This is a genomic window from Terrabacter aeriphilus (assembly GCF_039542985.1).
Taxonomy (GTDB): domain Bacteria; phylum Actinomycetota; class Actinomycetes; order Actinomycetales; family Dermatophilaceae; genus Terrabacter; species Terrabacter aeriphilus.
This window is the reverse complement of the sequence record NZ_BAABIW010000020.1, coordinates 135,365-159,843: the sequence shown is the minus strand read 5'-3', so window position 1 is coordinate 159,843 and position 24,479 is coordinate 135,365. Positions and strand designations below refer to the sequence as shown.

Annotated in this window: 20 protein-coding genes; 11 read left to right on the top strand and 9 right to left on the bottom strand. The window is 72.2% G+C overall.

Features of this window, described 5'->3' with window-relative positions:
- Nucleotides 1–55 precede the first annotated feature (55 nt).
- Nucleotides 56–511 carry a hypothetical protein gene (locus ABD979_RS16180; protein ID WP_345508531.1) on the top strand — a complete coding sequence of 152 codons (456 nt, stop codon included), beginning with the start codon at nt 56–58 and terminating at the stop codon, nt 509–511.
- Nucleotides 512–565: 54 nt separating this feature from the next.
- Here the strand turns inward: ABD979_RS16180 and ABD979_RS16175 are convergent, their stop codons facing one another.
- Entirely contained in the window at nt 566–3,931 is a 3,366-nt protein-coding gene (locus tag ABD979_RS16175) for a TM0106 family RecB-like putative nuclease (protein WP_345508530.1), read from the bottom strand.
- Between the two features lie 479 nt (nt 3,932–4,410).
- Between ABD979_RS16175 and ABD979_RS16170 the strand changes: the two genes are divergently transcribed.
- Nucleotides 4,411–8,259: a S8 family serine peptidase gene (locus tag ABD979_RS16170; RefSeq protein WP_345508529.1), complete on the top strand. Its 3,849-nt coding sequence runs from the start codon at nt 4,411–4,413 to the stop codon at nt 8,257–8,259.
- Between the two features lie 196 nt (nt 8,260–8,455).
- Here ABD979_RS16170 and ABD979_RS16165 read toward each other — a convergent pair whose 3' ends face one another.
- Nucleotides 8,456–9,043, bottom strand: a complete 588-nt coding sequence (locus ABD979_RS16165) for a DoxX family protein (RefSeq protein ID WP_345508528.1) — start codon at nt 9,041–9,043, stop codon at nt 8,456–8,458.
- Nucleotides 9,044–9,277: 234 nt separating this feature from the next.
- Between ABD979_RS16165 and ABD979_RS16160 the strand changes: the two genes are divergently transcribed.
- Both ABD979_RS16160 and ABD979_RS16155 read left to right on the top strand, forming a co-directional pair.
- Nucleotides 9,278–9,925: a DUF6318 family protein gene (locus tag ABD979_RS16160; protein WP_345508527.1), complete on the top strand. Its 648-nt coding sequence runs from the start codon at nt 9,278–9,280 to the stop codon at nt 9,923–9,925.
- Between the two features lie 455 nt (nt 9,926–10,380).
- Nucleotides 10,381–10,833 (top strand): hypothetical protein, encoded by a 453-nt coding sequence (locus ABD979_RS16155; protein ID WP_345508526.1) that lies wholly within the window; start codon nt 10,381–10,383, stop codon nt 10,831–10,833.
- Nucleotides 10,834–10,855: 22 nt separating this feature from the next.
- Here ABD979_RS16155 and ABD979_RS16150 read toward each other — a convergent pair whose 3' ends face one another.
- Both ABD979_RS16150 and ABD979_RS16145 read right to left on the bottom strand, forming a co-directional pair.
- A complete protein-coding gene (locus ABD979_RS16150) occupies nt 10,856–11,077 on the bottom strand; it encodes a hypothetical protein (protein WP_345508525.1) in 222 nt (73 codons plus the stop codon).
- A 140-nt stretch (nt 11,078–11,217) separates the two neighbouring features.
- Entirely contained in the window at nt 11,218–11,649 is a 432-nt protein-coding gene (locus ABD979_RS16145) for a hypothetical protein (protein WP_345508524.1), read from the bottom strand.
- Between the two features lie 128 nt (nt 11,650–11,777).
- On the opposite strand from ABD979_RS16145, the gene ABD979_RS16140 reads away from it, so the two are divergent.
- From ABD979_RS16140 to ABD979_RS16130, 3 genes are all read left to right on the top strand, one after another.
- On the top strand, nt 11,778–13,184 hold the full coding sequence (locus tag ABD979_RS16140; protein ID WP_345508523.1) for an amidase: 1,407 nt from the start codon (nt 11,778–11,780) through the stop codon (nt 13,182–13,184).
- 140 nt (nt 13,185–13,324) lie between these two features.
- Nucleotides 13,325–15,763, top strand: a complete 2,439-nt coding sequence (locus ABD979_RS16135) for a Tex family protein (RefSeq protein WP_345508617.1) — start codon at nt 13,325–13,327, stop codon at nt 15,761–15,763.
- A complete protein-coding gene (locus ABD979_RS16130; RefSeq protein ID WP_345508522.1) occupies nt 15,760–16,110 on the top strand; it encodes an HIT domain-containing protein in 351 nt (116 codons plus the stop codon). Before ABD979_RS16135 ends, ABD979_RS16130 begins: the two co-directional genes overlap by 4 nt.
- A 27-nt stretch (nt 16,111–16,137) precedes the next feature.
- Here the strand turns inward: ABD979_RS16130 and ABD979_RS16125 are convergent, their stop codons facing one another.
- Nucleotides 16,138–16,524: a VOC family protein gene (locus tag ABD979_RS16125; protein WP_345508521.1), complete on the bottom strand. Its 387-nt coding sequence runs from the start codon at nt 16,522–16,524 to the stop codon at nt 16,138–16,140.
- Nucleotides 16,525–16,660: 136 nt separating this feature from the next.
- On the opposite strand from ABD979_RS16125, the gene ABD979_RS16120 reads away from it, so the two are divergent.
- Entirely contained in the window at nt 16,661–17,107 is a 447-nt protein-coding gene (locus tag ABD979_RS16120) for an SRPBCC family protein (protein WP_345508520.1), read from the top strand.
- 44 nt (nt 17,108–17,151) lie between these two features.
- Here ABD979_RS16120 and ABD979_RS16115 read toward each other — a convergent pair whose 3' ends face one another.
- Together ABD979_RS16115 and ABD979_RS16110 are read right to left on the bottom strand one after the other, a co-directional pair.
- Nucleotides 17,152–18,075 carry a universal stress protein gene (locus ABD979_RS16115; protein WP_345508519.1) on the bottom strand — a complete coding sequence of 308 codons (924 nt, stop codon included), beginning with the start codon at nt 18,073–18,075 and terminating at the stop codon, nt 17,152–17,154.
- Nucleotides 18,076–18,220: 145 nt separating this feature from the next.
- Complete coding sequence (locus ABD979_RS16110) at nt 18,221–18,625, bottom strand: ChaB family protein (RefSeq protein ID WP_345508518.1); 405 nt, start codon at nt 18,623–18,625, stop codon at nt 18,221–18,223.
- Between the two features lie 266 nt (nt 18,626–18,891).
- On the opposite strand from ABD979_RS16110, the gene ABD979_RS16105 reads away from it, so the two are divergent.
- Both ABD979_RS16105 and ABD979_RS16100 read left to right on the top strand, forming a co-directional pair.
- The gene (locus tag ABD979_RS16105; RefSeq protein WP_345508517.1) at nt 18,892–20,355 is read left to right on the top strand and encodes an MFS transporter; all 1,464 of its coding nucleotides are present in this window, start codon (nt 18,892–18,894) and stop codon (nt 20,353–20,355) included.
- Nucleotides 20,352–20,795 carry a universal stress protein gene (locus tag ABD979_RS16100; protein WP_345508516.1) on the top strand — a complete coding sequence of 148 codons (444 nt, stop codon included), beginning with the start codon at nt 20,352–20,354 and terminating at the stop codon, nt 20,793–20,795. Before ABD979_RS16105 ends, ABD979_RS16100 begins: the two co-directional genes overlap by 4 nt.
- A gap of 41 nt (nt 20,796–20,836) precedes the next feature.
- On the opposite strand, the gene ABD979_RS16095 is transcribed toward ABD979_RS16100, so the two are convergent.
- Complete coding sequence (locus tag ABD979_RS16095; RefSeq protein WP_345508515.1) at nt 20,837–21,745, bottom strand: universal stress protein; 909 nt, start codon at nt 21,743–21,745, stop codon at nt 20,837–20,839.
- A gap of 202 nt (nt 21,746–21,947) precedes the next feature.
- Here ABD979_RS16095 and ABD979_RS16090 point away from each other — a divergent pair, with 202 nt between their 5' ends.
- Complete coding sequence (locus ABD979_RS16090; RefSeq protein WP_345508514.1) at nt 21,948–23,855, top strand: HNH endonuclease signature motif containing protein; 1,908 nt, start codon at nt 21,948–21,950, stop codon at nt 23,853–23,855.
- A 26-nt stretch (nt 23,856–23,881) separates the two neighbouring features.
- Here ABD979_RS16090 and ABD979_RS16085 read toward each other — a convergent pair whose 3' ends face one another.
- Nucleotides 23,882–24,421: a hypothetical protein gene (locus ABD979_RS16085; protein WP_345508513.1), complete on the bottom strand. Its 540-nt coding sequence runs from the start codon at nt 24,419–24,421 to the stop codon at nt 23,882–23,884.
- Nucleotides 24,422–24,479: the final 58 nt, after the last annotated feature.

Below are 24,479 nucleotides of genomic sequence, written 5' to 3'. Positions count from 1 at the left end.
CGAGCGACGCCCGACTGCGGGACTGGTCCACCGCCCCCGCGCTAGGTTCTGGGACATGAGCGAGCTGGACCACCGGCGCCTCGGCGTCGACCTCTACAACGCGACGTGGGAGCTGCTCGACCGAGCCTCGCGCACCCCGGACGACGACGACCTCATGGTGGCGACGGCCCACGCCTCCGCCTACCACTGGAGCCAGGTGCCCGACGTCCGCCCGGTCAACGTCGGCCGCGGTCACTGGCTGTGCTCGCGCGTGCACGCGACCCTCGGTCAGGCCGACACGGCCGCCCACCACGCGGCGCGCTACGTCGCGATCGCCCGCGCGGGTGGCGTGGACGACTGGGACCTCGCTGCCGCGCTGGAGGCCTCGGCCCGCGCGGCCGCCGTGGCCGGTGACCTCGAGGCAGCGGGACGCTTCGAGGCCGAGGCGCGCGAGGCCCTGACGTCGGTCGCCGACGCCGAGGACCGCGCGGTCGTCGAGGCCGATCTCGACACGCTCCCGCGCCGCCGCTGACGCCGATCCCCCACCATCCCAGCCGCGCCCACGGCCAGGCGGTCACGGCCGGCCTCAGACGACCTTGGCCTCGTCGACGTAGCGGCACAGGGCGTTGACGGCTCGCAGCTCCTCGGGCGTGTGCACCTCGGCGTCGGTGAGCAGCGGGCTCCCGACGATGACGGCGAGCGCCCTCGCCCTCGAGATCGCGACGTTGAGCCGGTGCAGGTCGTAGAGGAAGGAGACGCCCCGGGGCGCCAGCGCCGCCGTCGTGCTGGCCAGCGAGTAGATGACGACGGGCCCCTGCTGCCCCTGGAACCTGTCGACCGTGCCGACGCGCGCCCCCTCGGGCAGGGCCTGCGCGAGGGTGGCGACGTGGGCGTTGTAGGGGGCGACGACGAGCACGTCCGACAGCTCGACCGGGCGGGTCACGCCGTCGGCGGTGGTCCACGTGCCGCGCAGCAGGTCGGCGACGAGGTCGGCGACGACGGCCGCCTCCTGCCGGCTCGACTGCTCGCACAGCTCCTCGTGCACGACCGGCACCCAGCGCAGCCCGTCGCCCGAGAGCGCACCCGGCGCCTCGACGCCGAGGCGCTCGCGGCCCGGGGCCGACGCCAGCCGGCCCTCGTAGGCCAGCTCCGAGACGAACGCGGTCAGGCTGGGGTGCATCCGGTGGGTGTGGTCGAGGAACACGCCGCGGTCGGCCGGGATGACGTCGTGCACCCCGTCGTCACCGGTGCGCAGGTGGTCGAGCGCCGAGACGCCGGACCCGTAGGGGTGCACGGCCTTCGTCGGCTGGGTCAGCTGCTGCGGGTCGCCGAGCAGCACGAGCGAGCGTGCCGCAGGCGCGACCGCGACGGCGTTGGCGAGGGAGAACTGGCCGGCTTCGTCGACGACGAGCACGTCGACGGCGTCGACCATGTCGTCGCGCGACCAGAGCCAGGCGGTCCCCCCGGCGAGTCGCACCTCACCCGAGGCGAGGCGCGCGGCCAGCTCGTCGTTGCTCGTCGTGTGCTCCACGAGCGATGCGCGCGCGGGCGGCGCGTCGGGGTCGGCGTTCGTGCCGTCCTTGTGCAGTGCCGGCCGGCCCACCTCCTCGAGGAGGTTGAGCACGACCGCGTGCGACTGTGCCGTCACCCCGACGCGCAGGCCGGCGTCGAGCAGCTCGCGGATGAGCGCCGAGCCGGCGAAGGTCTTGCCGGTGCCGGGAGGGCCCTGAACGGCGAGCACCTCGCCCTGCAGGCCCAGCCCGACGCGGACGACGACGTCCTTGGGCTCCTCGCCCGGGCGCGGCGCGAGGAGGTCGGGTGACGGCACGGTGCGCCGGACGAGGCGCAGGGCCAGGTTCTCCCCACCGGCGAGCGCCAGCTCGCCGGTGCGCGCGATGCTCTCCCGCAGCACGCGGTCCATGACGGGTCCGGGCCCGCCGAGGCCGCGCGGCCGGGGCGGGGGCAGGGACTTCTTCATCGACAGCTCGACCCACCCCTCCACGGGGTCGAGGTCGACGACCCGGCCGACCGTGGCGTGGGTGTCGACGTCCGGCACGTACGACCCGAGCGAGACCTTGCAGTCCTGCGGCGGGAAGGGGTAGCGCCACACCTTCGAGAGCTTGACGACCCGCATCTCCTCCGGCTCGCCGAGGTCGCCGATCGCGGTGCCGTCCTCGACGAGCTCGGCGGTCTCGAGCTCCTTGTAGCGGAAGAAGTCCCACCACTCGGGCCGCTTCTCGCGCCGGTGCCACCCGACCAGCCCGGCGAGCAGCTCGTCACCGGCGGCGACGAGGCGCTCGGTCAGCTCGATCTCGGCGCGCTCGTCGTCGCCGATCTCGCGCAACGGCTCGGGCACCGGACGCGTCAGCGCGTGACCGGCAGCCGCCAGCTCGGAGCGGCGCGCCTCGAGCCAGTCGTGCAGCGCCAGCGTCGAGCGGACGTCCTCCTCGTTGTAGGTGCGGATCTCGTCGAGGATGCGCTGCTCGGGCGACCCGTCCTCTCGACCGGCGAGCCACCGCTCGTACTCGACGACGGACGAGAGCCCGTCGGCCACACCGCCGCCGTCGGCGGATCGCGTGTGGCCCCAGTAGAACTCCTCGAGCTTCTTGATGGAGTAGGACCCCTTGCTGATGCGCAGGCCCTGGCGCACGACGGCGTAGAGGTCGACGAAGACCTCGTGACGCAGCAGCTGGTCGAGCTCGGCCTCGCGGGTGGCGTGCTGGCCGACGAGACGCTTGAGCGCCGTCGTCTCGTAGGGGGCGTAGTGGTAGACGTGCATGCCGGGGAACCGGCGCCAGCGGTCGGTGAGCCAGTCGAGCAGCCCGGTCGTCAGGCGGCCCTCGGCGGCGAAGTCGTGCGCCCAGAACTCGACGAACTCCCCCTGCCTCGTCCAGATGCCGGCGAGGTACTCGCGGCCCGCCCCGCCCTCGGCCCAGGGGTCACCCTCGAAGTCGAGGTAGACGTCGCCCTCGTCGGGCTCGGGCAGCATCTGCAGCCCGCGCGCCGGCTGGGGGTCGAGCAGCTCGTACTGCGCGCGGGCGCTCTCGCGCTCGGCCAGCTGCAGGCGGGCCTGCTGGTGCAGGCGCCGACGGGTGGCGGTCGACAGGGCGGGCGCGAGGTCGTCCTCGCCGGCCTCGGCGAGCGCGCGCAGGGTCGGGATGCCGAGGCCGACGAGCGCCGCGCGGTGGTCGGAGCGCATGCCGGCCACCTGGATGAGGTCGTCCCGCTGGAGCCACTCCTGGGCGCACCGCTCCTTCCACCGGCACTGGCCGCAGTGCTGCACGCGCGCCGACTCGGTGGGGCGCGGGCGGGCGATGGCGTCGAGCAGCTCCTCCCGGCGCCGCCGGGCGTAGGGCGCCACGTCCACGAGGCGCCACGGGTGGGTCTCCGTGTCACCGGTGACGACGGTCAGCCACTGCGGCGGCACGCCCTGCAACGTCTCGAGCCGGGCGGCATACGTCGCCATCTGCAGCAGCGCGGGCACCTTGAGCCGGCGCGCCAGCTTGGTGTCGGCGATGTCGTAGCGCCACGGGCCGAGGTCGCTGCGCTCACCGTCCGGGAGGTCGGCTCGCACGAGGAAGTCGGCGAGGCCGACCCAGTGCCCGTCGAAGAAGGTCGCCTGGTAGACGACGTCGACGCCCCGGCGCATCGCGTCGACGGTGGCCGCCTCGGCCGCCGGGCCGCGCAGGCCCAGGGCCGCCACGTCCTCGACGACACGACCCTCGGCCCGCAGTCGATCGAGGTAGGCGTGCTCGTGCTCGAGCCCCTTGGCGAAGACGAGGTTGAGCGACTCGTCGCTGCCGCTCGCCCGCACGCCCGCACCCTTGGCTGAACCCCTGGGCGACTCGAGCGCCTCGAGCGCCTCGAGGTCGAGGGTCGTGATGTGCGCGCAGGCGACGTGCTTGGTCAGGTCCGTCGGGCTGAGGACGAGGTGGCCGTCGATGCGCTGCATGCGAGCGAGTATGCCGTCCGCCACCGACAGGGCACGGGTGCCCTCGCGGGCCCCGGAGGGCGCACCGCGACACGCACGCACCCCGCGCCGCCCAAGGCTCCGATGTCACCTCCACCACGGGGCTCCGCAGCCCGCTCGGCGCCGATCCCCGCTCTCAGCGGAAATTCAGGAACGTTTCGAGGTGTCGGTGTCCCCGTTCGCGGATATGTTGCGCGAGGCGCGGCAAGCAGTCTCGGGGGCAGGGGCCCTCACGTGATCAACCGGGGGCGACAACCCGGCTCACGATCGGCGCTGCGCAAGGAGGATGTGTGTCGAACAATTCTCGAGGCTCGCGGCGCGGACGTCGCGGCCTGGTTGGATCGGTGGGAGCGGGGGCCGTCACGGCGCTCGTGGCCGCCACGCTCGGGGCCCCGGCAGCAACCGCGGCGTCGAATACCAGTCCCACCCCCAGCCCCACGGAGCATCGTTCCAACGCCACGGTGCCCGACTCCGTCAGGGGCGCCGGCTCGTTCGGCGCCGGCACGCAGCGCACGGCCGGTGACAAGGTCGACGCCGGGCTGCGCTCGGCCAAGGGCCCGGTGTCGGTCATGATCGAGCTCGACGCCGCGCCCGCGGCCCGCACCTTCGGGTCGGCCCGGGCCAGGGGCACGTCGGCCGCCACGACCGCCGCCAAGGACCAGACGAAGGCGATCAAGCGGGCCCAGTCGAGCATCGAGTCGCGCTTCGGCGCGTCGGCGACCCGGGCGCGCACCCTCTACAAGGTGCACGCCGTCTACTCCGGCATCGCGGTCCAGACCGACGCGAGCCGGCTCAAGGCCCTCGCAGCGATCCCCGGTGTCAAGGCGATCCACCGCCTCACGCCCAAGTCCCTGACGAACTCCTCCTCGGTGCCCCTCATCGGCGCGCCCAAGGTCTGGGCCGCCAAGGGGAACACGGGCAAGGGAGTGCGCGTCGGCGTCATCGACACCGGCATCGACTACACCCACGCCGACTTCGGCGGCCCGGGCACGGTCGAGGCCTTCCAGGCGGCGTCGGCCTCCAACGCCTTCACGCCGACCGCCAAGGTGGTCGGCGGCTACGACTTCGTCGGCGACGACTACAACGCCGACCCGACGTCCGACACCTACAACCCCGTCCTCAGCCCGGACGCCAACCCCATCGACTGCGAGGGCCACGGCTCCCACGTCGCGGGCACGACGGCGGGCTACGGCGTCGCCGCCGACGGCACCACGTGGCGCGGCGGCTACACCGCGCCCATCGCGCCGTCGAAGCTCGACATCGGCCCCGGCGTCGCACCCAAGGCCTCGCTCTACGCCCTCAAGGTGTTCGGCTGCGAGGGCTCCACGGACGCCGTCGGCCGGGCCCTCGACTGGGCGGCCGACCCGAACGGCGACGGTGACGTCTCCGACCACCTCGACGTCGTCAACATGTCGCTCGGCAGCTCCTACGGATCGCCCGAGGACCCCGACTCCGTCGCGTCGAACAACCTCGCCGCGCTCGGCACCGTCGTCGTGGCCTCGATCGGCAACTCGGGCGACGTCTACGAGGTCGGCGGCTCCCCCGGCAACGCACCGCGCGTGCTCGGGGTCGCGGCGTCCGACGACGGCAACGACGTCGTCGACGGCCTCAAGGTCGACTCCCCCGCCGGCATCGAGCCGGCGAACACCGTCGACGGCAAGCGCGACAACGTCTTCGCCGCCCTCAAGTCGGTCGCCTACGACTGGACGACCAAGCCGGGCGTCACCAACGCGCCGGTCTCGGCGGTGGGCAACTGGGCCGCCGCCCCGAGCGACACCAACAACACCGACGGCTGCGCCCCCTACTCGACGGCGGACGCGCAGAAGGTGGCCGGCACGGTCGTCCTGCAGATGTGGACCGAGGGCGCCGACCGTCGGTGCGGCTCGGCCGTCCGCGCCGGGCTCGCCAAGGACGCCGGCGCGATCGGCGTCATCTACGGCAGCGACTCCAACGCCTTCTCGGCCGGGGTCACGGGCGACAAGGACATCCCGGCGATGATCACGATCGCCCAGGCCACCACCGCGATCAAGGCTCAGCTCGACGCGTCCACGCCGGTCCGGGTGACGATGACCAACGCGCTGCGCAACAGCGTGTCGATCGTCAACCCCGCCGCCATCGACCAGCTCGCCGACTTCTCGTCGCGCGGCATCGGTGTCTCCGGCAACCTCAAGCCCGACGTCGCCGCGCCCGGCGTGACGACCTTCTCGGTTGCCGTCGGCACCGGCAACGAGGGCATCTCCGAGAGCGGCACGTCGATGGCGTCGCCGCACGTCGCCGGTGAGGCCGCGCTCGTGCGTGGCGCGCACCGCTCGTGGAGCGTCGAAGAGGTCAAGGCCGCGATCATGAACACCGCGACCCAGGACGTCTACGTCGGCCCCAACCACACGGGCGCCGTCTTCGGCCCCGAGCGGGTCGGCGCGGGCCGGGTCGTGGCCGACGCGGCGGTGGACACCTCCACCCTCGCGTACGTCACGAACGACCCCGGCGCCGTGAGCGTCTCGTTCGGCCCGGTCGCCGTCACCTCGGCGACGCAGAAGGTGAGCAAGACCGTCCGCGTCGTCAACAAGCGTCCGGTCGGCACGGCGGCGTACACGATCGCCTACAAGGCCGCGCACCCGACGCCGGGCGTGACCTACACCTTCAGCCCGAGCCAGCTCTCGCTCGCGCCCGGTGCATCGGCCGACGTCACGGTGACCGCACGGTTCACCCGCTCGGCCCTGCGCGCCGTGCAGGACCCGACGACCCTTGCCGACCCGCTCGGGGCCGGCCTGCAGCGCAACTACCGCGCTGACGCGAGCGGTCGCATGGTGCTCACGCCGGTGAACAACACCTCGGGCGGCGCGCTGCGCGTGCCTGTCTGGTCGGCTCCCCGAGCCGCCTCGTCGATGTCCTCGACGTCCTCGACGGTCAGGGTCAGCGGCGGCGCGGTCAAGACGGGCCAGCTGACGCTGGCCGGTGAGGGTCTCGACCAGGGCACGGGCTACGAGGCCTACGCCTCGACGGTCTCGACCTTCCAGCTGCAGGCCCAGAGCGGGCGGCTTCCCTCCTGCTCGTCGACCCTCGTCGTCGGGTGCACGTCGACCCGTGACGACCGTGGGGCCGACCTGCGCTACGTCGGGGCGGCCTCGGACGCCCCCGACGCCGGGAGCCTCGAGGACGCGACGCTGAGCTTCGGCATCAGCACGCACGGCTCGTGGCGCACGCCCGCGTCGTCGACGGAGTTCGACGTCTTCCTCGACACGAACGGCGACGGCACCGCAGACGCGGTCGCCTACAACACCCGCGCGAGCAGCGGCACCGACGACTTCGACTACTTCCTGTCGGAGCTGCTCGACCTGCGCCCCGGCAAGGTGGGCAAGTTGATCGACGACCAGCTCGTCAACGGCATCGACGGTTCGCTGGACACGAACGTGTTCAACAGCGACTCGCTCGCGCTCCCGGTCTCGGTCGGTGCCCTCATGGACGCCGGCCTCGTCTCCGGCGCGTCGCCGAAGGTCCGCTACTGGGTGCAGTCGTTCTCCCAGTCCGGCCAGGTCGACGCCGTCGGCTCGGACAAGGCGCCGCTCACGGTGAGCCTCGCCTCGGCGGGCCTCTCGGCCTTCGGCGACTTCGGCACCCAGCTGAACACCGACATGCCGGGAGAGAAGCTCATGGTCCGTCGTGACGACGCCGCCATGGCGAGCGACAAGCCCCTGGGCCTGCTGCTCATCCACCACCTCAACACGGACCTGCGCCGTGCCGAGGTCGTGCGGGTCAAGGCGGTCTCGACGACGAAGCTGACGGCCAGCCCGTCGAGCTTCACCTACGGTGGCCGCACGACGCTCACCGCCACCGTGAGCCCCTCGAACGCCACGGGCACCGTGACGTTCTTCCAGGCGGGCAAGAAGTTCGGCACGGCGACGGTCTCGGCCGGCAAGGCGGCCCTCGGGGTGCGCAACCTGCCGCGCGGGGTCACCTCGTTCACGGCCACGTACGGCGGGGACCTCTCGACGCTGGGCAGCACGTCGCCCGCCGTCACGGTCACCGTCAAGGGCCTGAACAGCGCGACCGCGCTCAGCTCGAGCAGCCGTGACTACACGTACGGCGGCCGTCCGACGCTCACCGCCAAGGTGGCGCCCAGCACGACCCGGGGCACCGTCACCTTCCGTGACGGCTCCAAGGTGATCGGCACGGCGACCGTGGTCTCGGGTCGGGCGGTGCTCAAGGCGCCCGTCCTCGCCCGCGGCACGCACTCGGTCCAGGCGACGTACAACGGCTCGACGTCGTACGCGCCGTCCCTGTCGCGCGTCGTCGCCCTCAAGGTGCGCTGACCCACCGGCCAGCGCCCCACGCCGTATGCCGTCCGTCCCCTCGGGGGCGGGCGGCATACGTCTGTCCGGGCCGGGTGGCGGACGTTCAACGGCCGGGGACACGAGGGAGACGGTCCTCCGAAGAGGACCGCCTCGGCGCTCGGGCCCGGGGGCCCGTGCCGGTGACCGTGACGGTGGTCGCGGTCACCGCCCCGGCTCACCGCAGGATGCCGTTACCGACATGACGGCCCCACCACTTGCCGAGTCCCCAGGTGTCCCCGGAGAGGGTCGCGGCCACCACCGCGATGCCGAATGCCTCGATCCAGTGGCTGTCGATGAGCGGGTTCGTGTACGCGCCGGTCGTGCCGAGGGGGAACTCGGCGAGGTACATCAGCGCGAGGAGCAGCGCGGCCGCCCAGGCCGCGAGCTTGAGCCCGGCTCCGGCGAGGAGGGCGACGCCGATGCCGAGCAGGCCGGCCATGAAGAGCCAGTCGGCCCACGGGCCGGCGATGTTCTTGAAGAAGCTGGCGAACGGGCCTTCGGCGTTCTTCATGAAGCCCTGGGCGGGCGTGCCGCCGTGGATCCAGGCCCTGGCCGACGGGGTCATGTAGCCCAGGCCGAACATCTTGTCGATGAAGGGCCAGAGGAAGGTGAAGCCGAGCACGATGCGCAGACCGGCGAGCAGACGCCGGGCGACGGCAGAGCGGACGACCTCATCCTGGAAGGTGACGACACCCTTGGTGGGGTCGTGGGTGGTGGCTTGCGCGGTGCCTTGCGCGTGCGTGTCGCGGGGAATGGTGCCCATGGAACTCAACTCCAGAACTCGACTTGTGTTCCGGCAGCTATCTCTGTCGGTACTACAAAGTGTAGTAGTAAGTTCCCGACAGGTTCCAGACAATGGCGTGTGACGTGGGAGACAGGCGAAACCGGGCGAAACCGGTTGCGACACAGGAAGTTGTGGATGAAGGCTGTGGCGCGGTCCTGTTTTGCGGCACGATCGTGTGACGTCGCCGTTGTGTCATGAACGCAGGGGAAGCCGATGACCGCAGTCACACCGCACCGAACCCGCCCGGTTCGCCGCGTCGGCGGGCTGCGGCTCGTAGGGATGGTCGCGATGGTGGCGGTGACGGGCTGCACCGGCGGCGGCGCGACCCCGCCGGCGTCCTCGACCGCCGCGCCGCCGTCGACGACGTCGAGCACCAGCTCGGCCACCACGACCAGCACGCCTGCCCCACCGTCGACCAGCACCACTCCACCCACGACGCCGACCGCAGGCCCAGCCATCCCCGCCGCTGCGCGCGCCAGAACCCAATCTGGCGCAGAGGCGTTCGCGGCCTACTACCTACGCCAGGTCGACAGAGCATTCACGACCGGATCGATCGAGCCGTTACGGGGATTGTCGGGCCCTGGATGCACCATCTGTGAGGCATTCATTTCATCCACGCGCGAGTTGGCGGGGAAGGGTTGGCATCACGAGCCTCCATCACTGTCTGTGAAGTCGGCGGCGGCCAATTCGTTCAGTCGCCAGAAAAGCGCGGTCGTCGTCTTCGTTCGTCAGAACTCGGTCGCCATTGTGGACCGTTCTGGCAAGAAGGTCGACCAGACAAAAAGCGGAGACGGCGCGTTTCTCGCCTCCATGACGTACACAGATCGATGGGTGATGGCACGTCTGCAGGTAGTGAAATGAAGCGCGCGATTAGGGCGGTGACCGCGCTTAGCCTGTTCTTGGGCTTGTTTGTTGCCTCAGCCCTCCATGCAAACGCTGGATGTGATAAGTCGATCTTCGATACCTGCAGTACGGATGAGACCGCCGCGACTCTTGGCCTAATGTCTCGAGCGAAGGTCCTCCGGCTTCCACAGTTTCCGCATGACGCAGGAGGCATCCTCGTCGGCGAGCGACCACCGGATGCCCCTAGGTACGAGTACGTCTCGCTCAATGACTGTCCTGAAGCGCAACCAGGGACGTTGACCGAACAGGTGTCGTGCGCACATGCGCTTAGGGCTTGTCCTCCTGGAGAGCTCGGTCCGCTGCTTCGAATCTGGGTTCGCTTAATGGCGGGCGACCAAGTGCTGCAGCCCTGGCATTCCCGCGGGATCACTTGTGCGTCTGACGTGGCTCCGGGGGCGCGACCGACGTTGACGATGGCCGACCTCAAGGCGCAGTTCATGCGCACGCCATGGGCGAAGCCGCAGGTCACGAGCCAGCCGGCCGGGAACACGACCCTCGTCAACCTCCCCACGTTCTACGCCGTGAACTGGGCCGCCAAGGGGTTCGAGCCCGGTGAGGTGGATCGGTCGGTGCTTCGCGGCATCACGGTGCAGATCCGCCCCAAGCTCATCGGCTTCACCTACGTCTTCGGCGACGGCTCCACCCTCGGACCGACGTCGTCGCGCGGCGGCGTCTACCCCGACGGCGACGTCACCCACGTCTACCGGACCCCGGGAGCCCGCCCGGTCCGGGTCGACACGACGTTCGGTGCGGACTTCAGCCTCGACGGGCGCCGCTGGGACGAGATCCCCTCCACCGTCACGGTGCCCGGCCCGACCACCACCGTGACCGTGCGCGAAGCCCGCAGCGTGCTCGTCAACCACTGACATCACCCACGGTCGACGTCGGCTAGCCCTTGTCGTCGACCTGACGCCCCAGCAGGGCGTCCTCGTCCTGTGCGTCGCGGTCCCACCGCTCCGCAGCGCCGTCAGGCCCGGTGGACTTGCTGGCCTCGCCGCCGAACTCCGACGCCTGGGCCACCTCGCCCGCGGACTCCACGTCCGACGCGGACGCGCCGGCCGCCGCGTCCGCCTCGTCCAACTGCCCCGATTCCCCGTGCCCGTCGGTCACGACTGCCTCCTGTCATCCATCGCCCGGCGCCACCGCCGCCCGCCCCTTCGGACGCTACTCCCGACAGGCCTCCCCCACCCTTCGAGTACATCACGATCGTCCGCTCGAAACGGCCTCCCTCCCCCGTCACCCCCTGTCGCTCAGGCCGCCGCCGACGGGGCGTGCAGCGGCAGCACCCTCACCCCGCCCGGCGTCGCGACCGCCATGCCGCGCAGCGCGCACCCGGCCGCTCGACAGGCTGCCGCCACCTCGGCCCGCAGCCGACCGTCACCCGCCGAGACCCCGGGATCGCCGGCCCGGGCGACGACCACGACGACGTCGAGCACCCCGTGCTCAGCCGCCTCGGTCAGCACCTGCCGCACCTCCTCGACCAGCCGGGCCCCCGACCCTCCGCGCCCTGCCGGCAGGCAGACCGGCTGGAGCAGCCGCCCGTTCGGGTGGCACAGCAGCAGGTAGATCGCGCCGCTCTCCCGCGAGGGTTCGGTCACGATGAGGTCGACGACTCCCTCGAACACCTCGGGGTCGGTGATGGGTCTCTGGGCCCAGCCACTGGGCAGCTCGTCGAAGCGCATGCAAGGAGCATGCCCGCGACCGGTGACAGTCGTGCCGGCGTGCCCTCCGGGTTAGCGTGGATCCGGGCCCACCCAACCGGCCGGTGACCCGCTGCCGAGCCCGTGAACCCACCGACGAAGGAGAGCGCATGCCGCACGGCGACACCCGCCCCGCGGCCCTGGGCGCGACCGAGCTGCTGACGGCATACGCGGCCGGGACGACGTCGCCCGTCGAGGTGCTCGACGACGTGCGGGCCGTCGTCGAGGCGCGCGAACCCACCCTCAACGCGTTCTGGGTGCACGACCTCGACGCCGCACGCGACGCGGCCCGGTCGAGCGAGCAGCGCTGGCGCGACCACCGGCCGCGCGGACCGCTCGACGGAGTGCCCGTCACCGTCAAGGAGAACCTCGGCCGCGCCGGCGTGCCGATGCCTGCCGGCAACGCGGGCGTCACGCCGACCGTCCCGCGGCGCAGCAGCCCCGTCGTCGAACGCCTCGACGAGGCGGGCGCCGTGCTGCTTGGCTCCACCGTCATGCCCGACTGGGGCATGCTCAGCTCCGGCGTCTCGAGCCTGCACGGCATCACACGCTCCCCGTGGGACCCGTCGCTGACGACGGGAGGGTCGAGCTCCGGCGCGGGGGCCGCCGCTGCGGCCGGCTACGGCCCGCTCCACGTGGGCACCGACATCGGCGGCTCGATCCGGCTCCCCGGCACCTGGCTGGGCCTGACGACCCTCAAGCCGAGCGCGGGCCGGGTGCCCCTCGACGCGCCCTACCTCGGCCGGGCGGCCGGCCCCTTGACGCGCTCGACCGCCGATGCCGCACTCCTGCTCTCGGTCCTCAGCCGCCCGGACGTCCGCGACTGGACGAGCCTTCCGCCGCAACGTCTTTCGGCCACCGTGGCCGACCTCGACCCGAAGGGGCTGCGCGTCGCTCTCCTCCTCGACGCCGGCTGCGGCTCGCCCGTCGAGACCCCCGTCCGGGAGGCCGTCGAACGCGCCGCAGAGGTCTTCGCCTCGGCCGGTGCCGTCGTCGAGCACCTCGCGCCGTTCATGCAGCCCGGCTGGCTGGCCGACCTCGACCGGTTCTGGCGGGTCCGCTCCCTCGTGGAGCTGGAAGCCCTCGACGAGGCCGGGCGGGCTCGCGTGCTGCCCTTCGTCCGCCGTTGGGTCGAGGCGGCGTGCGCCGTCGACGGACGCACCGTGATGCGCGACTACGCGAGCACGATGGCCATCCAGCAGGCCACCGTCGCCGCCACCGCCCCCTTCGACCTCGTCCTCTCGCCCGTCGCGCCGATGAGCGCCTTCCCGGCGGAGTGGCCGATGCCCTGGGGCGACGGCGACGCCGCGATGTCGCACATCGGTTTCACCGCGCCCTTCAACCTGTCGGGCCAGCCCGCCGGCACCACGAACGCCGGCTTCACCCCCGACGGGCGCACCATCGGCGTGCAGGTCGCCGGGCGCCGCTTCGACGACGAGGGCGTGCTCCGCGCGCTCCACTGGTTCGAGCGGCACCGGTCCCCCGACCTCACGCCCCGGTGGCCCATCCACTCCTGAGCCACCGAGGCCGTATGCCGTCCGCCCCCGTCCCGCCGTCACGGTGGGCTACGTGCCCACCCCGGTCGCCCGCGGCCGCCACCACAGGGCAGAATGCAGGGCCCCGGGTGTCGTCGGACTAGGAGATCAACCGCGTGACCATGCAGGCGAGCAGGCCCTCGATCGAACGACGCATCGCCGAGGAGCTCGGCGTCCGCGACGGCCAGGTGGGTGCCGCCGTGGGCCTGCTCGACGGCGGCTCCACGGTGCCGTTCGTCGCGCGCTACCGCAAGGAGGTCACCGGCGGTCTCGACGACACCCAGCTGCGCACACTCGAAGAGCGCCTCGGCTACCTGCGCGAGCTCGAGGAGCGGCGCACCTCGGTGCTCGCCAGCATCGAGGAGCAGGGCAAGCTCGACGACGCCCTTCGGGCCCAGGTGCTCGGCGCGGAGACCAAGGCCCGCCTCGAGGACATCTACCTGCCGTTCAAGCCCAAGCGCCGCACCAAGGCCCAGATCGCCCGGGAGGCGGGCCTCGAGCCGCTCGCGGAACTGCTGCTCGGTTCACCCGAGACCGAGCCGACCAGCGCGGCAAGCGGATTCGTCGACCCTGCCCGTGAGGTCGCCGACGCCGCCGCTGCGCTCGACGGTGCGCGCGCCATCCTCGTCGAGCGCTTCGCCGAGGACGCCGACCTCATCGGCGACCTGCGCGAGCGCGTCTGGAAGCAGGGGCACCTCGCCTCGCGCGTGCGTGCCGGCAAGGAGGACGAGGGTGCCAAGTTCTCCGACTACTTCGAGTTCGACGAGCCGCTCTCGAAGCTGCCCTCACACCGCATCCTCGCGCTCTTCCGCGGCGAGAAGGAGGACGTCCTCGCGCTCGAGATCTCCCCCGACGACCCGAGCGCCGAGAAGCAGCCGGGACCCACGGCATACGAGCGGGCCATCGCCCACCGCTTCGGCGTCGAGAACCATGGCCGGCCCGCCGACCAGTGGCTCGCCGACACGGTGCGCTGGGCCTGGCGCACCAAGATCCTCGTCCACCTCGGCATCGACGCGCGGATGCAGCTGCGCCGGGCCGCCGAGGAGGAGGCCGTCCGCGTGTTCGCCGCGAACTTGCGCGACCTGCTGCTCGCGGCGCCCGCCGGCGCGCGCGCGACGATGGGCCTCGACCCGGGGTTCCGCACCGGAGTCAAGGTCGCGGTCGTCGACCGGACCGGGCAGGTCGTGGCCACGGAGGTCATCTACCCGCACGTGCCGCAGAACCAGTGGGACCGCTCCCTCGCGACCCTGGCCCGGCTGGCCGCCGCGCACTCGGTGGAGCTCGTCGCGATCGGCAACGGCACCGCCTCGCGCGAGACCGACCGCCTGGCGGCCGACCTCATCAAGGCGCACCCGGAGCTGAAGCTGACGTCCGCCGTCGTCTCGGAGGCCGGGGCCTCGGTCTACTCGGCGTCGGCGTTCGCGTCGCAGGAGCTGCCCGACATGGACGTCTCGCTGCGCGGTGCCGTGTCCATCGCGCGCCGCCTGCAGGACCCGCTCGCCGAGCTCGTCAAGATCGACCCGAAGTCGATCGGGGTCGGGCAGTACCAGCACGACCTCTCGCAGGTGGCCTTGTCGCGCTCCCTCGACGCCGTCGTCGAGGACTGCGTCAACGCGGTCGGCGTCGACGTCAACACCGCGTCCGCGCCGCTGCTCACGCGCGTCTCGGGCATCACGCACGGACTCGCCGAGAGCATCGTCACCCACCGCGACACGTCCGGCCCGTTCCGCTCCCGCTCCGCCCTCAAGGACGTGCCACGACTCGGACCCAAGGCCTTCGAGCAGGCAGCCGGCTTCCTCCGGATCCCCGGTGGCGACGACCCGCTCGATGCCTCGGCCGTGCACCCCGAGGCCTACCCGGTCGTGCGCCGCATGCTCGAGTCGACGGGTCAGGAGCTGACCTCTCTCATCGGCAACTCCGCTGCCCTGCAGGCGATCCGGCCCGCTGACTTCGTCGACGACACCTTCGGCCTGCCGACGGTCACCGACATCATCAGCGAGCTCGACAAACCGGGTCGCGACCCGCGACCGACGTTCAAGACGGCCACCTTCAAGGAGGGCGTCGAGGAGATCAAGCACCTGAAGCCGGGGATGACGCTCGAGGGGGTCGTCACCAACGTGGCCGCCTTCGGCGCCTTCATCGACGTCGGCGTGCACCAGGACGGGCTCGCGCACGTGTCGGCGCTCTCGCGGAACTTCGTGCGCGACCCGCGCGAGGTGGTCAAGCCCGGCGACGTCGTCATGGTGAAGGTGCTCGACGTCGACGTGCCGCGCAAGCGCATCTCCCTCACGCTCCGCCTCGACGACGAGGTGCCCGCCCCCGGCGCGCCCGGGGCACGCGACGCCGGCGACGCACGGCCGGGTCAGTCCCGCGGCCGCCAGGGGCGCCCGAGTGGCGGCCAGGGACGTCCCGGCGGTCCGGGTCAGGGTTCCGGCCAGGGTTCCGGTCGCGGGTCCGGTCAGGGTTCCGGCTCGGGGCAGGGGTCCCGTCCGCGTCGCGACGACGCCCCGGCCACCGGCTCCATCGCCGACGCGCTGCGACGAGCCGGCTACCAGGGATGAGTGCCGGGGCGCCCTACACGGGCGACGACTTCTACTGCGACGTCGCGCTACCGCACCCCGAGGCACTCGACGTCGTCGAGGAGACCGGGACCGTGCTCGCGTTCCATCACACCCGGCCCCACTGGCCGGTGCACGTCGTCGTCGTGCCCAAGCGCCACCTCGGTTCGCTGACGACGGTGGCCGAGGGCGACGAGTCCGACGTCCGTGACCTGCTCGCCGTCGTGCAGCGCGTGGCCCGGCAGGTCGAGGCCGAGCACGGTGCGGCCGCGGTGCTGACCAACCTCGGCCGCTACCAGGACTCCAAGCACCTGCACGTCCACGTCAGCAGCGGCGAGCCGCTGCGCTGACCGGCCGGGACGGACCTGGTCGACGCCTCAGCCGTCGGCGTCCGGGCTCGCCCGGTGGTAGACGGCCTCGACGTTGTTGCCGTCGGGGTCGCGCACGAAGGCGCCGTAGTAGCCGGGGTGGTACTCCGGCCACAGCCGCGGCTCGTGCAGCGACTCGGCTCCGAAGTCGAGGGCGGTGGCGTGGAAGGCCTGCACGGCGTCGACGCTGGCCGCCGCGAAGGCGCAGTGCATCTCGCGGTTCGGCTCCTCCCCCTGCCAGGCGCTGATCCAGAACTGTGGATGCCCCTCCGGGCCGTAACCGATGGCCACCCCGACGTCCATCTGCCGGGTGTAGCCGAGCACTCCGAGCACGGCGTCGTAGAAGCGGGCGCTCGCCTGCAGGTCGGAGCAGTTGATCCCGTAGTGGTCGATCATCACCCGAGGCTAGGGCCCGGAGGCACCGCGCGGATCGGTTCTCGCCGGACCATTGTCATCGGGCCCAGTCTTTGGTCGACTGTCTGTGGTGGGTCCGGCCCATCAGGGGGCCCGCCCACGCGAACCGGAGGTGCCCATGAGCTCCACGCAGAGCAGGTCAACCGAGTCGAACCCCGACAGCGCCGAGGACACCGACCTCGACGGGTCTCCCGCGGGCGTGCACTCGACCGTCACGGTCGAGGCGTCCGTCGAGCAGGTGTGGCAGCACCTCATCAGCGCCCACGGCACGGAGGCCCTGCTCGGGCCCGGCGTCACCCTCGGCAACAAGGGCGAGTCGTGGCACAGCGCCGACGGGCCGCACGGCGTGGTGCGCAGCTACCACCCGATGGAGCAGATCCGCGTGTCGTGGCACCCGCACGAGGACGGCCCCCTCAGCATCGTCGACCTGCAGCTGAGACCCGACGGCGCGAAGACGCGCGTCGACCTCTACCACGAGGGCGAGGGGATCGCCGAGGACGGCGCCGGCGACAAGGCCCGCTGGGACGACGCTCTCGGCCGGTTCAGCTCAGCCCTCGGGAGCTGAACCGGGGTCCGGGGCACCCTGACCGGTGTGCGCCTCCTGCCGCGTCAGCGGACGACCATGACCGGGCAGGTCGCGTCGTGGATGACGCGGTGGCTCACCGAGCCGAGCAGCATGCCGGTGAAACCGCCGTGCCCGCGCGAGCCGACGACGAGCAGGCCGGCGCCCGCGCTCAGCTCGGCCACCGCGTGGCCCGCGTCGCCGTAGAGCACCTCGGTCGTGACGACGACCTTGGGGTGCTGCGCCCGCACGCGGTTCGCAGCGCGGGTCACCGACTGCTCGGCGTGGTCGCGCAACGCGTGGGTCTCCTCCGTGCCGCCCTTGGCGGTCTCGGCGTAGGTCCACGCCTCCATCGACCTCGGGTGGGCGACGCGAACGACGTGCAGCACGGCGCCCTCGCGCTCGGCGACCTCCGCGGCGGCGTCGACGGCGCGCATCGCGGCGTCGGAGTCGTCGATCCCGACGACGACGTCGTGGTCACGCCCGGGCCGGGGCGGCGCCGGCACGTCGTCCGGGGCGTCTCCCTCGGGTCCGCGCACGACGACGACGGGGCAGTGCGCGTGCGCGACGACGGCGTACGACGTCGAGCCGAGCAGGCCCGAGCGGATGCGTCCACGCCCGCGGCTCCCGACGACGACGAGATCGGCGTCGCGCGACGCGTCGACGAGCTGCACGGCGGGGCTGCCGAGCCAGTACTGCGTCTCGATCTGCGACGCGTCGAGCGTCGCGCCGGCGCGCTCCGCGCCCTCGTCGACGAGCGACTTGGCCGCGTTCTCGAGCGACGGCTCGAGCTGCGAGACGTCCATCGCGGGGAAGGCGGGAACCGTGGCCAGGTTGACGCTGTGCATCAGTGTCAGGCGCCGGCCCTGCTGCCGTGCCGTCTCGGCGGCCCATTCGACCGCGAGCTGGGATCCTGCCGAACCGTCGTACCCGACGACGATGCCGTGGGTGGTTCGTGCCTGGCCGTTCATGGTGAGCACCTCTTCCGTGGATCGCGCCGGACTCGCTCCGGACACTTCCATCGTCTCGCCGCGCACCCCCCTCGGCGGGGCAGTGTGACCACTCAGACAGGCCTACGGCCCCCGAGGAGGTATGCCGGGAGCCGGACTCGTGCGCCTAGGCGTCGGCCTCGCGCGCAGCAGCGGTCGCACGGTCGTTCGCGCGCTGGATCGCCTCCACGAGCTCGTCCTTGGTCATCTGCGAACGGCCTTTGACCTCAAGTCGTTTGGCGATGTCGTAGAGGTGCTGCTTCGTGGCGTTCGCGTCGACACCACCCGCGGAGTCACCGTCGTCACGGTGCGCCCGGGCCTCGGCGCCACGGCGTTCGGCCTGGGCGTCGCTGGGTCCCTTCTGCGCCTTCTCCTCCCAGTGGTCGCCCACCTTCTCGAAGGAGTGCTTGAGCGAGGCGAACGCGGTGCGGTGGGCGCGCTCCCCCTCGCCGTACTGCTCGACGGCCGCCTCGTGCGTCGCGAGCCACGTCTCCTGGGCCTTGCGCGGCGAGCGCTCGAGGGTGGACGGCATGTCGGCCGAGTCCTTCCGCCGCGCGGACGTACCACCGGACGTGCTCGATCGCTTCTTCGTGGGCATCACGGTCCTCCTCGTCGGGGTCGGTACCGGTCACGTACCCCGGCCCGGGCGCCCGCGCGCACGGACGGCATACGGGATCGGCAGCGGTCGGGTTCGGCATGTTCACCGACGGGCGCGGCGGGGTACGGGGCCCGACGGTGAGGACGTGGCGCCGCACGCCCTGACCCGACGGTTCACCACACCGAATCGAAGGAGATGGGATGAGCGAGGCTGTCGCACAACGGACGGACGGTGCCATTCGAAGTCTGGTGCCGGCGCGGATGGACCGGTTGCCGTGGACGAAGTTCCACTGGTCGGTCGTCCTCGGACTGGGGGTGTCGTGGATCCTCGACGGCCTCGAGATCCAGATCGTGTCGGAGTCGGGCTTCCAGAAGGCGCTCGGCATGTCGGCGGCGCAGGTCGGGCTGACCGGCACCGTCTACCTCGTCGGCCAGGTCGTCGGCGCGCTGACCTTCGGGCGGCTCACCGACCGGTTGGGCCGCAAGCGGCTCTTCATCATGACCTTGGTCATCTACCTCGTCGGCTCGGGCCTCGCCGGCCTCTCGCCCAACATGTGGTTCCTCTGGGTCTTCCGGTTCGTCGCCGGCATGGGCATCGGCGGCGAGTACACGGCGATCAACTCCGCGATCGACGAGCTGATCCCCTCGCACTACCGCGGTCGCGTCGACATCGCGATCAACGGAACCTATTGGGGCGGAGCGTTCTTCGGTGCCCTCGCGAACCTCTACCTGCTCAACCCCGACAACGTCGCCGAGAACATCGGCTGGCGCATCGCGTTCTTCATCGGGCCGGTGCTCGGCCTGTCGATCATCTGGCTGCGGCGGCACATCCCGGAGAGCCCGCGCTGGCTGCTGACGCACGGTCGCGCCGAGGAGGCCGAGCGCACGGTCGCCGAGATCGAGGAGCGCGTGCGCCGCGAGGGCGGCGAGATCACCGAGGTCGACGAGAGCAAGGCGATCCTCGTCAAGCCGGAGGAGCGCATGGGGCCGAAGGTGCTGTGGGACGTCTTCATCCGGCGCTACGGCCGCCGCACGGTGCTCGGCCTCACGATGATGGTGACGCAGTCGTTCCTCTACAACGCCATCTTCTTCACCTACGCGCTGGTGCTGACGAACTTCTACGGCATCGACAAGGCCGGCACGTCGCTCTACTTCCTGCCCTTCGCGGCCGGCAACCTGCTCGGCCCGCTGCTGCTCGGCCACCTCTTCGACACCATCGGGCGCCGCAAGATGATCTTCAGCACCTACACGATCGCGGGCGTCGTGCTGCTCGTCTCCGCGTGGGCGTTCCACGCCGAGGTGCTCAACGCGACGACGCACACGATCTTCTGGTGCGTGTCGTTCTTCTTCGCCTCGGCGGGCGCGTCCGCCGCCTACCTCACGGTCAGCGAGATCTTCCCCATCGAGGTGCGCGGTCAGGCGATCAGCTACTTCTTCGTCGTCGCCCAGTGCGCCGGCGCGATCGCGCCGGTGCTCTACGGCGCGCTCATCGGCGACGGTAAGGACCGGATGCCGCTCACCTGGGGCTACGTCGCCGGAGCCGTCATCATGATCATCGGTGGCGTCGTCGCGCTCGCCATCGGCATCGACGCCGAGCGCAAGTCGCTCGAGGACGTGGCCGACCCGTTGAGCAAGGTCACCGAGGACGCGGAGGCGAACGCATGAACCTCGCCGCCGCTGCCCGGGAGTTCACCATCGTGGTCGGGGTCAGCCCGACGAGCGGCTCCCCCGGCGCACTGCGCTGGGCGGCCGACGAGGCGGCCGCCCGCGGCGGACGGGTCGTGGCCGTCCGCGCGTGGCGACCGCACGCGCCGGAGACCGCCACCGGCGGACGGCTCCCGTCCGTCGTCGCGGACGAGCGCAGCCGGGGCTCCGAGGAGAGCCGCCTGGCGGACGACGTCGCCCGGGTGCTCGGTCACGACCACCTCGTCGAGACCCGCGTCGTGGCCGGCAAGCGCCGGTCGGTGCTCGTCGAGGAGAGCCGCTCGGCCGACCTCGTCGTCATCGACGCGGGCGGCGCCACCGCGCTGGGCGACCGCTGGCTGGGCGGGCGGCTCGTGGGGGTCTCGCACTGTCCCGTCGTCGTCGTGCCGCCCCGGCGCTGACGACCCGACTGACGCCTGCTCCCGCACCCCGTCGGTGAGGGTCAGTGCACGACCATGACCGGGCAGCAGGCGTCGTGGATGACCCGGTGGCTGACCGAGCCGAGCAGCATGCCGGTGAAGCCGCCGTGCCCGCGCGAACCCATGACGACCAGCCCGGCCCGCACGTCGTCGGCATACGCCGCGATCGTCTGGCCCGACGCGCCGTTCAGCACGTCGGTGCGCACGTCGAGCCCGGGGTGCGCGGCCATGGTGGCGTCGGCCACCTCGCGGAGGGCGTCGCCGACGTGGCGGTGCATGGAGTCGATCATCTCCTCGCGCCCGAGCACCGAGTCGTTCTCGGGCCACACCTCCAGGCCACCGACGTTGTCGACCGCGACGAGGCGCAACGGCGCCTCCGCGGCCGCCGCCACGGGGATGGCGGTGTCGAGCGCGGTCTGCGCGGGCTTCGAGTCGTCGAAGGCGACGACGACGGGGTGCGCGGGCCCGGCGTGCACGACCGAGGTGCCCCGGACGACGACCGCGGGGCAGTGCGCGTGGGCCGTGACGGCATACGACGTCGAACCGAGCAGACCGGACGAGATGCTGCCGTGGCCACGGGATCCCGTGACGACGAGGTCCGCCTGCTCCGACACGCCCACGAGCTCGGCAGCGGCGCTGCCGATGACGCTGAGCGGATGGATGTCCTTGCGGTCCAGCCACTTCCCGGCGACTTCGACGGCCTCCGCGAGCACGCCACGCGACATCTGGTCGTAGGCGTTCGCCTGCACGCCGGGGTCGTATGCCCGGAACGTCGGCGTCATCGTCAGCCCGACGCAGTGCAGCAGGGTCAGCTGCCGGTCGTCCCGTCTGGCGGTCTCAGCGGCCCACTCGAGGGCGAGGCGAGCGCCCGGCGAGCCGTCGTACCCGACGACGATCCCGTGGCTCATGGACTCGTTGGTGGCGGCACTCATGGCACTCCCCTTCCACTTCGGTCGGGGCCGCATGCTCCGGCCACCTCCATCGTCCCGCGTCGAGGACGCTCCAGAGCCGAGGTGTGACCGCTCCGACACCGGTGCTCGGCGCACTGGGCGCGGTCGACATGTGGACAGAGCCTTCCGATGCATTCGAACACCTGTTCTAATGAGAACAGGGGGACGACGGGAGGAGGCGGGGATGAGCGCGGACGCCGTGCTGTCGGAGGGCTGGCACCCCTCCGACGACGCCTCTCGCCAGGGCGACGCCGTCGTGGACCTTGCTGACATCACCACGCTCTACCGGGTACGGGCCGACGCCCGTCGGCCGCTGCGGCAGCGCTCGTTGCCGCTGCTCGAACGGACCCTGCGCAGGGAGATCGCCACGCGACTGCTGTCGCACGAGGTGCCCACACTCGTCGGCGAGCTGCTCGAGGCCGCCGCCGACGACCTCTCCCCCACCGTCGCCGGCGACGACGTCGATGCCGCCGAGGCGCTGGCCGATGGAGACCTCCGGGTGCTCGAAGCCGTCGAGAGGTGCAAGGCCGTCCTCGACGCCGTCGGCCTCGAGGCGCTGGCCCGGCTCCAGGCCGACATCGAGGCCGCTGAGGCAGCCCGGCGGGCCTCTCTGGGCCAGCCGAAGCCGAAGGGGTGGATCGACCCCGACGAGCTGACCGTCATGGAGGTGTCCACGGCGACCGGGCTCGGCAGCCAGGAGGTGCACGCCCGACTCGACCTGGCCACGGCCCGCACCCCCGGGGCGGCCGAGCTGCGGTCACGACTGCGCCAGGGAGGCGTCAGCGTCTACCGGGCCTGCACCATCCAGGCAGAGCTGCGGTCGCTGCCGGCCGAGTGCGGCCCCGCGATCGTCGAGGCCACGCTGCGACCCAAGGACGGTGCGCCGCCGTCTCCGACGCTCTTCAGGCAGCGCCTCACCCGCGCGTGCGTGGCCGCCGACCGGGAGGCTGCGGAACGCCGGCGTGCCGCCCGTCGGCGCCGTGGCGCGCACGCGCAGATCGACCGGGAAGGGCTCGGCACCCTGACGGTCGTCAACGACGCCGAGAAGATCGTCGCCGCCCTCGAACGGGCGGACGCAGTGGCTCGCGCCGCGCGGGCTGCAGGTGACCCCCGCGACCTCGACTCCCTCCGCGCCGACGTCATCACCGACACCCTGATGTTCGGCTGGCCCGGAACGTGCGACGGCAGCCCGTTGCATCCTGCCCACCCGGCCGCCGGCGGCGCTTCCTGCCGGCCGGTCCCGGGCGCCAGCGAAAGGCCACCTGAGCCGGTTGAGCGTGCCGAGCCCGGCGAGCCCGACGAGCCCGGCGAGCCCGGCGAGCCCGCCGAACCAGACGAGCCCTCGGGCACCTTCGACGCGACTGCCATGGAGCGCTCCACCGATGTCTCGGCCCCGGCTGGCACATCGGACCACGGCCCGTCGCCAGGGCCACGTCGAGCCGAACCAGCCGACGTCCCAAGTGAACCCGCGGCAGAGGCACCGCCGCCGTGGTTCGCCCGCCTGGGTCGGCGACCGGCCGCGAGGGTGACGGTCATCGTGCCGGTCGGGTCGCTGCTGGGGCTGACGCCCGCACCCGGCGAGCTGCCGGGGCACGGATGGGTGTCGGCGGACCTGGCTCGCCGGATCGCCCTCACCGAGGACGCGGCTTGGCGGCGTCTTCTCGTCGACGACGCGACGGGTGTCGCGCTCGACCTCTCCACCCGGTCCTACCGCCCGACCGCCACCATGCGCGCCGTCGTGGAGGCCGTCGACGGCACCTGTCGAGGTCCGGGGTGCACGGTTCCGGCCGCGCGCTGCGACCTCGACCACGACGTGCCGTGGCCGCTCGGCCCGACCGCCGTCGGCAACCTCACCAGCAAGCACCGTGCCCACCACAACCTGCACACGCACGAGCACTGGGACGTGCGCCGCGACGGCGGCACCGTCCGGTGGCGCACCCGGGCGGGGCGCACCTACGTGACCAGCCCCCGTGACTGGCTCGAGGCGGTGCGTGACGCGGCGCTGTTGGCCCCGCCGGGCGTCGACCACGACGACTCGGTGGACCGACCCCGTGTCGCCGGCCCGCCCGACAGCGACCCGCCGCCCTTCTGATCCGCAGCCCCTCCGGTCCGAGCCGTTCAGGAGACGGCCGTCAGCGGATCGGGCAGGCGGAAGATCCCGTCCCCGGTGGCGACGTAGAAGCCGAGCAGCGGCACGTCCAGGCCGCGGCAGCGGTCGATCGCGTGCTGGTGCCAGAGCCGGTCGACGTCGTCGGCCACCATCCCCCGCGGGCGGCCGCGCCCGAGCAGCACCGAGCCGGACCGTGCGACCACGAGCGGCAGCAGCAGGTCGAGGAGGCGGTCGAAGTCCTCGAGCCCGACGAGACGGCTCGGGTCCCGAGCCACGTCGCGGCGGTCATGACCTGCGTCGCGGCCCCACTCCGTCGCACGGCCGAAGCTCCGGCTCCCGCTGCGCCGCTGCGGGACCGACCGGGGTGGTGGGTCGTCGTGGAGCAGGACGGGCTGCAGACCCCGGTGCTCCTCGTCGCACACCACAACGGCTGCGCAGCCGGTGGCCCGGTCGGTGTCGCGCATCAGGAGGTCCATGACGTCGGCGGCGACCCGGCGGTCCGTCATGGGCAGCTCCCGGAACATGTCGGGCAGTCCGTGCAGGCTCATGCCGGCCATCGTGGACCTGCCGCAGAGCCTCCCGTTCGAGTTGTCCCCAGCCCGCCGC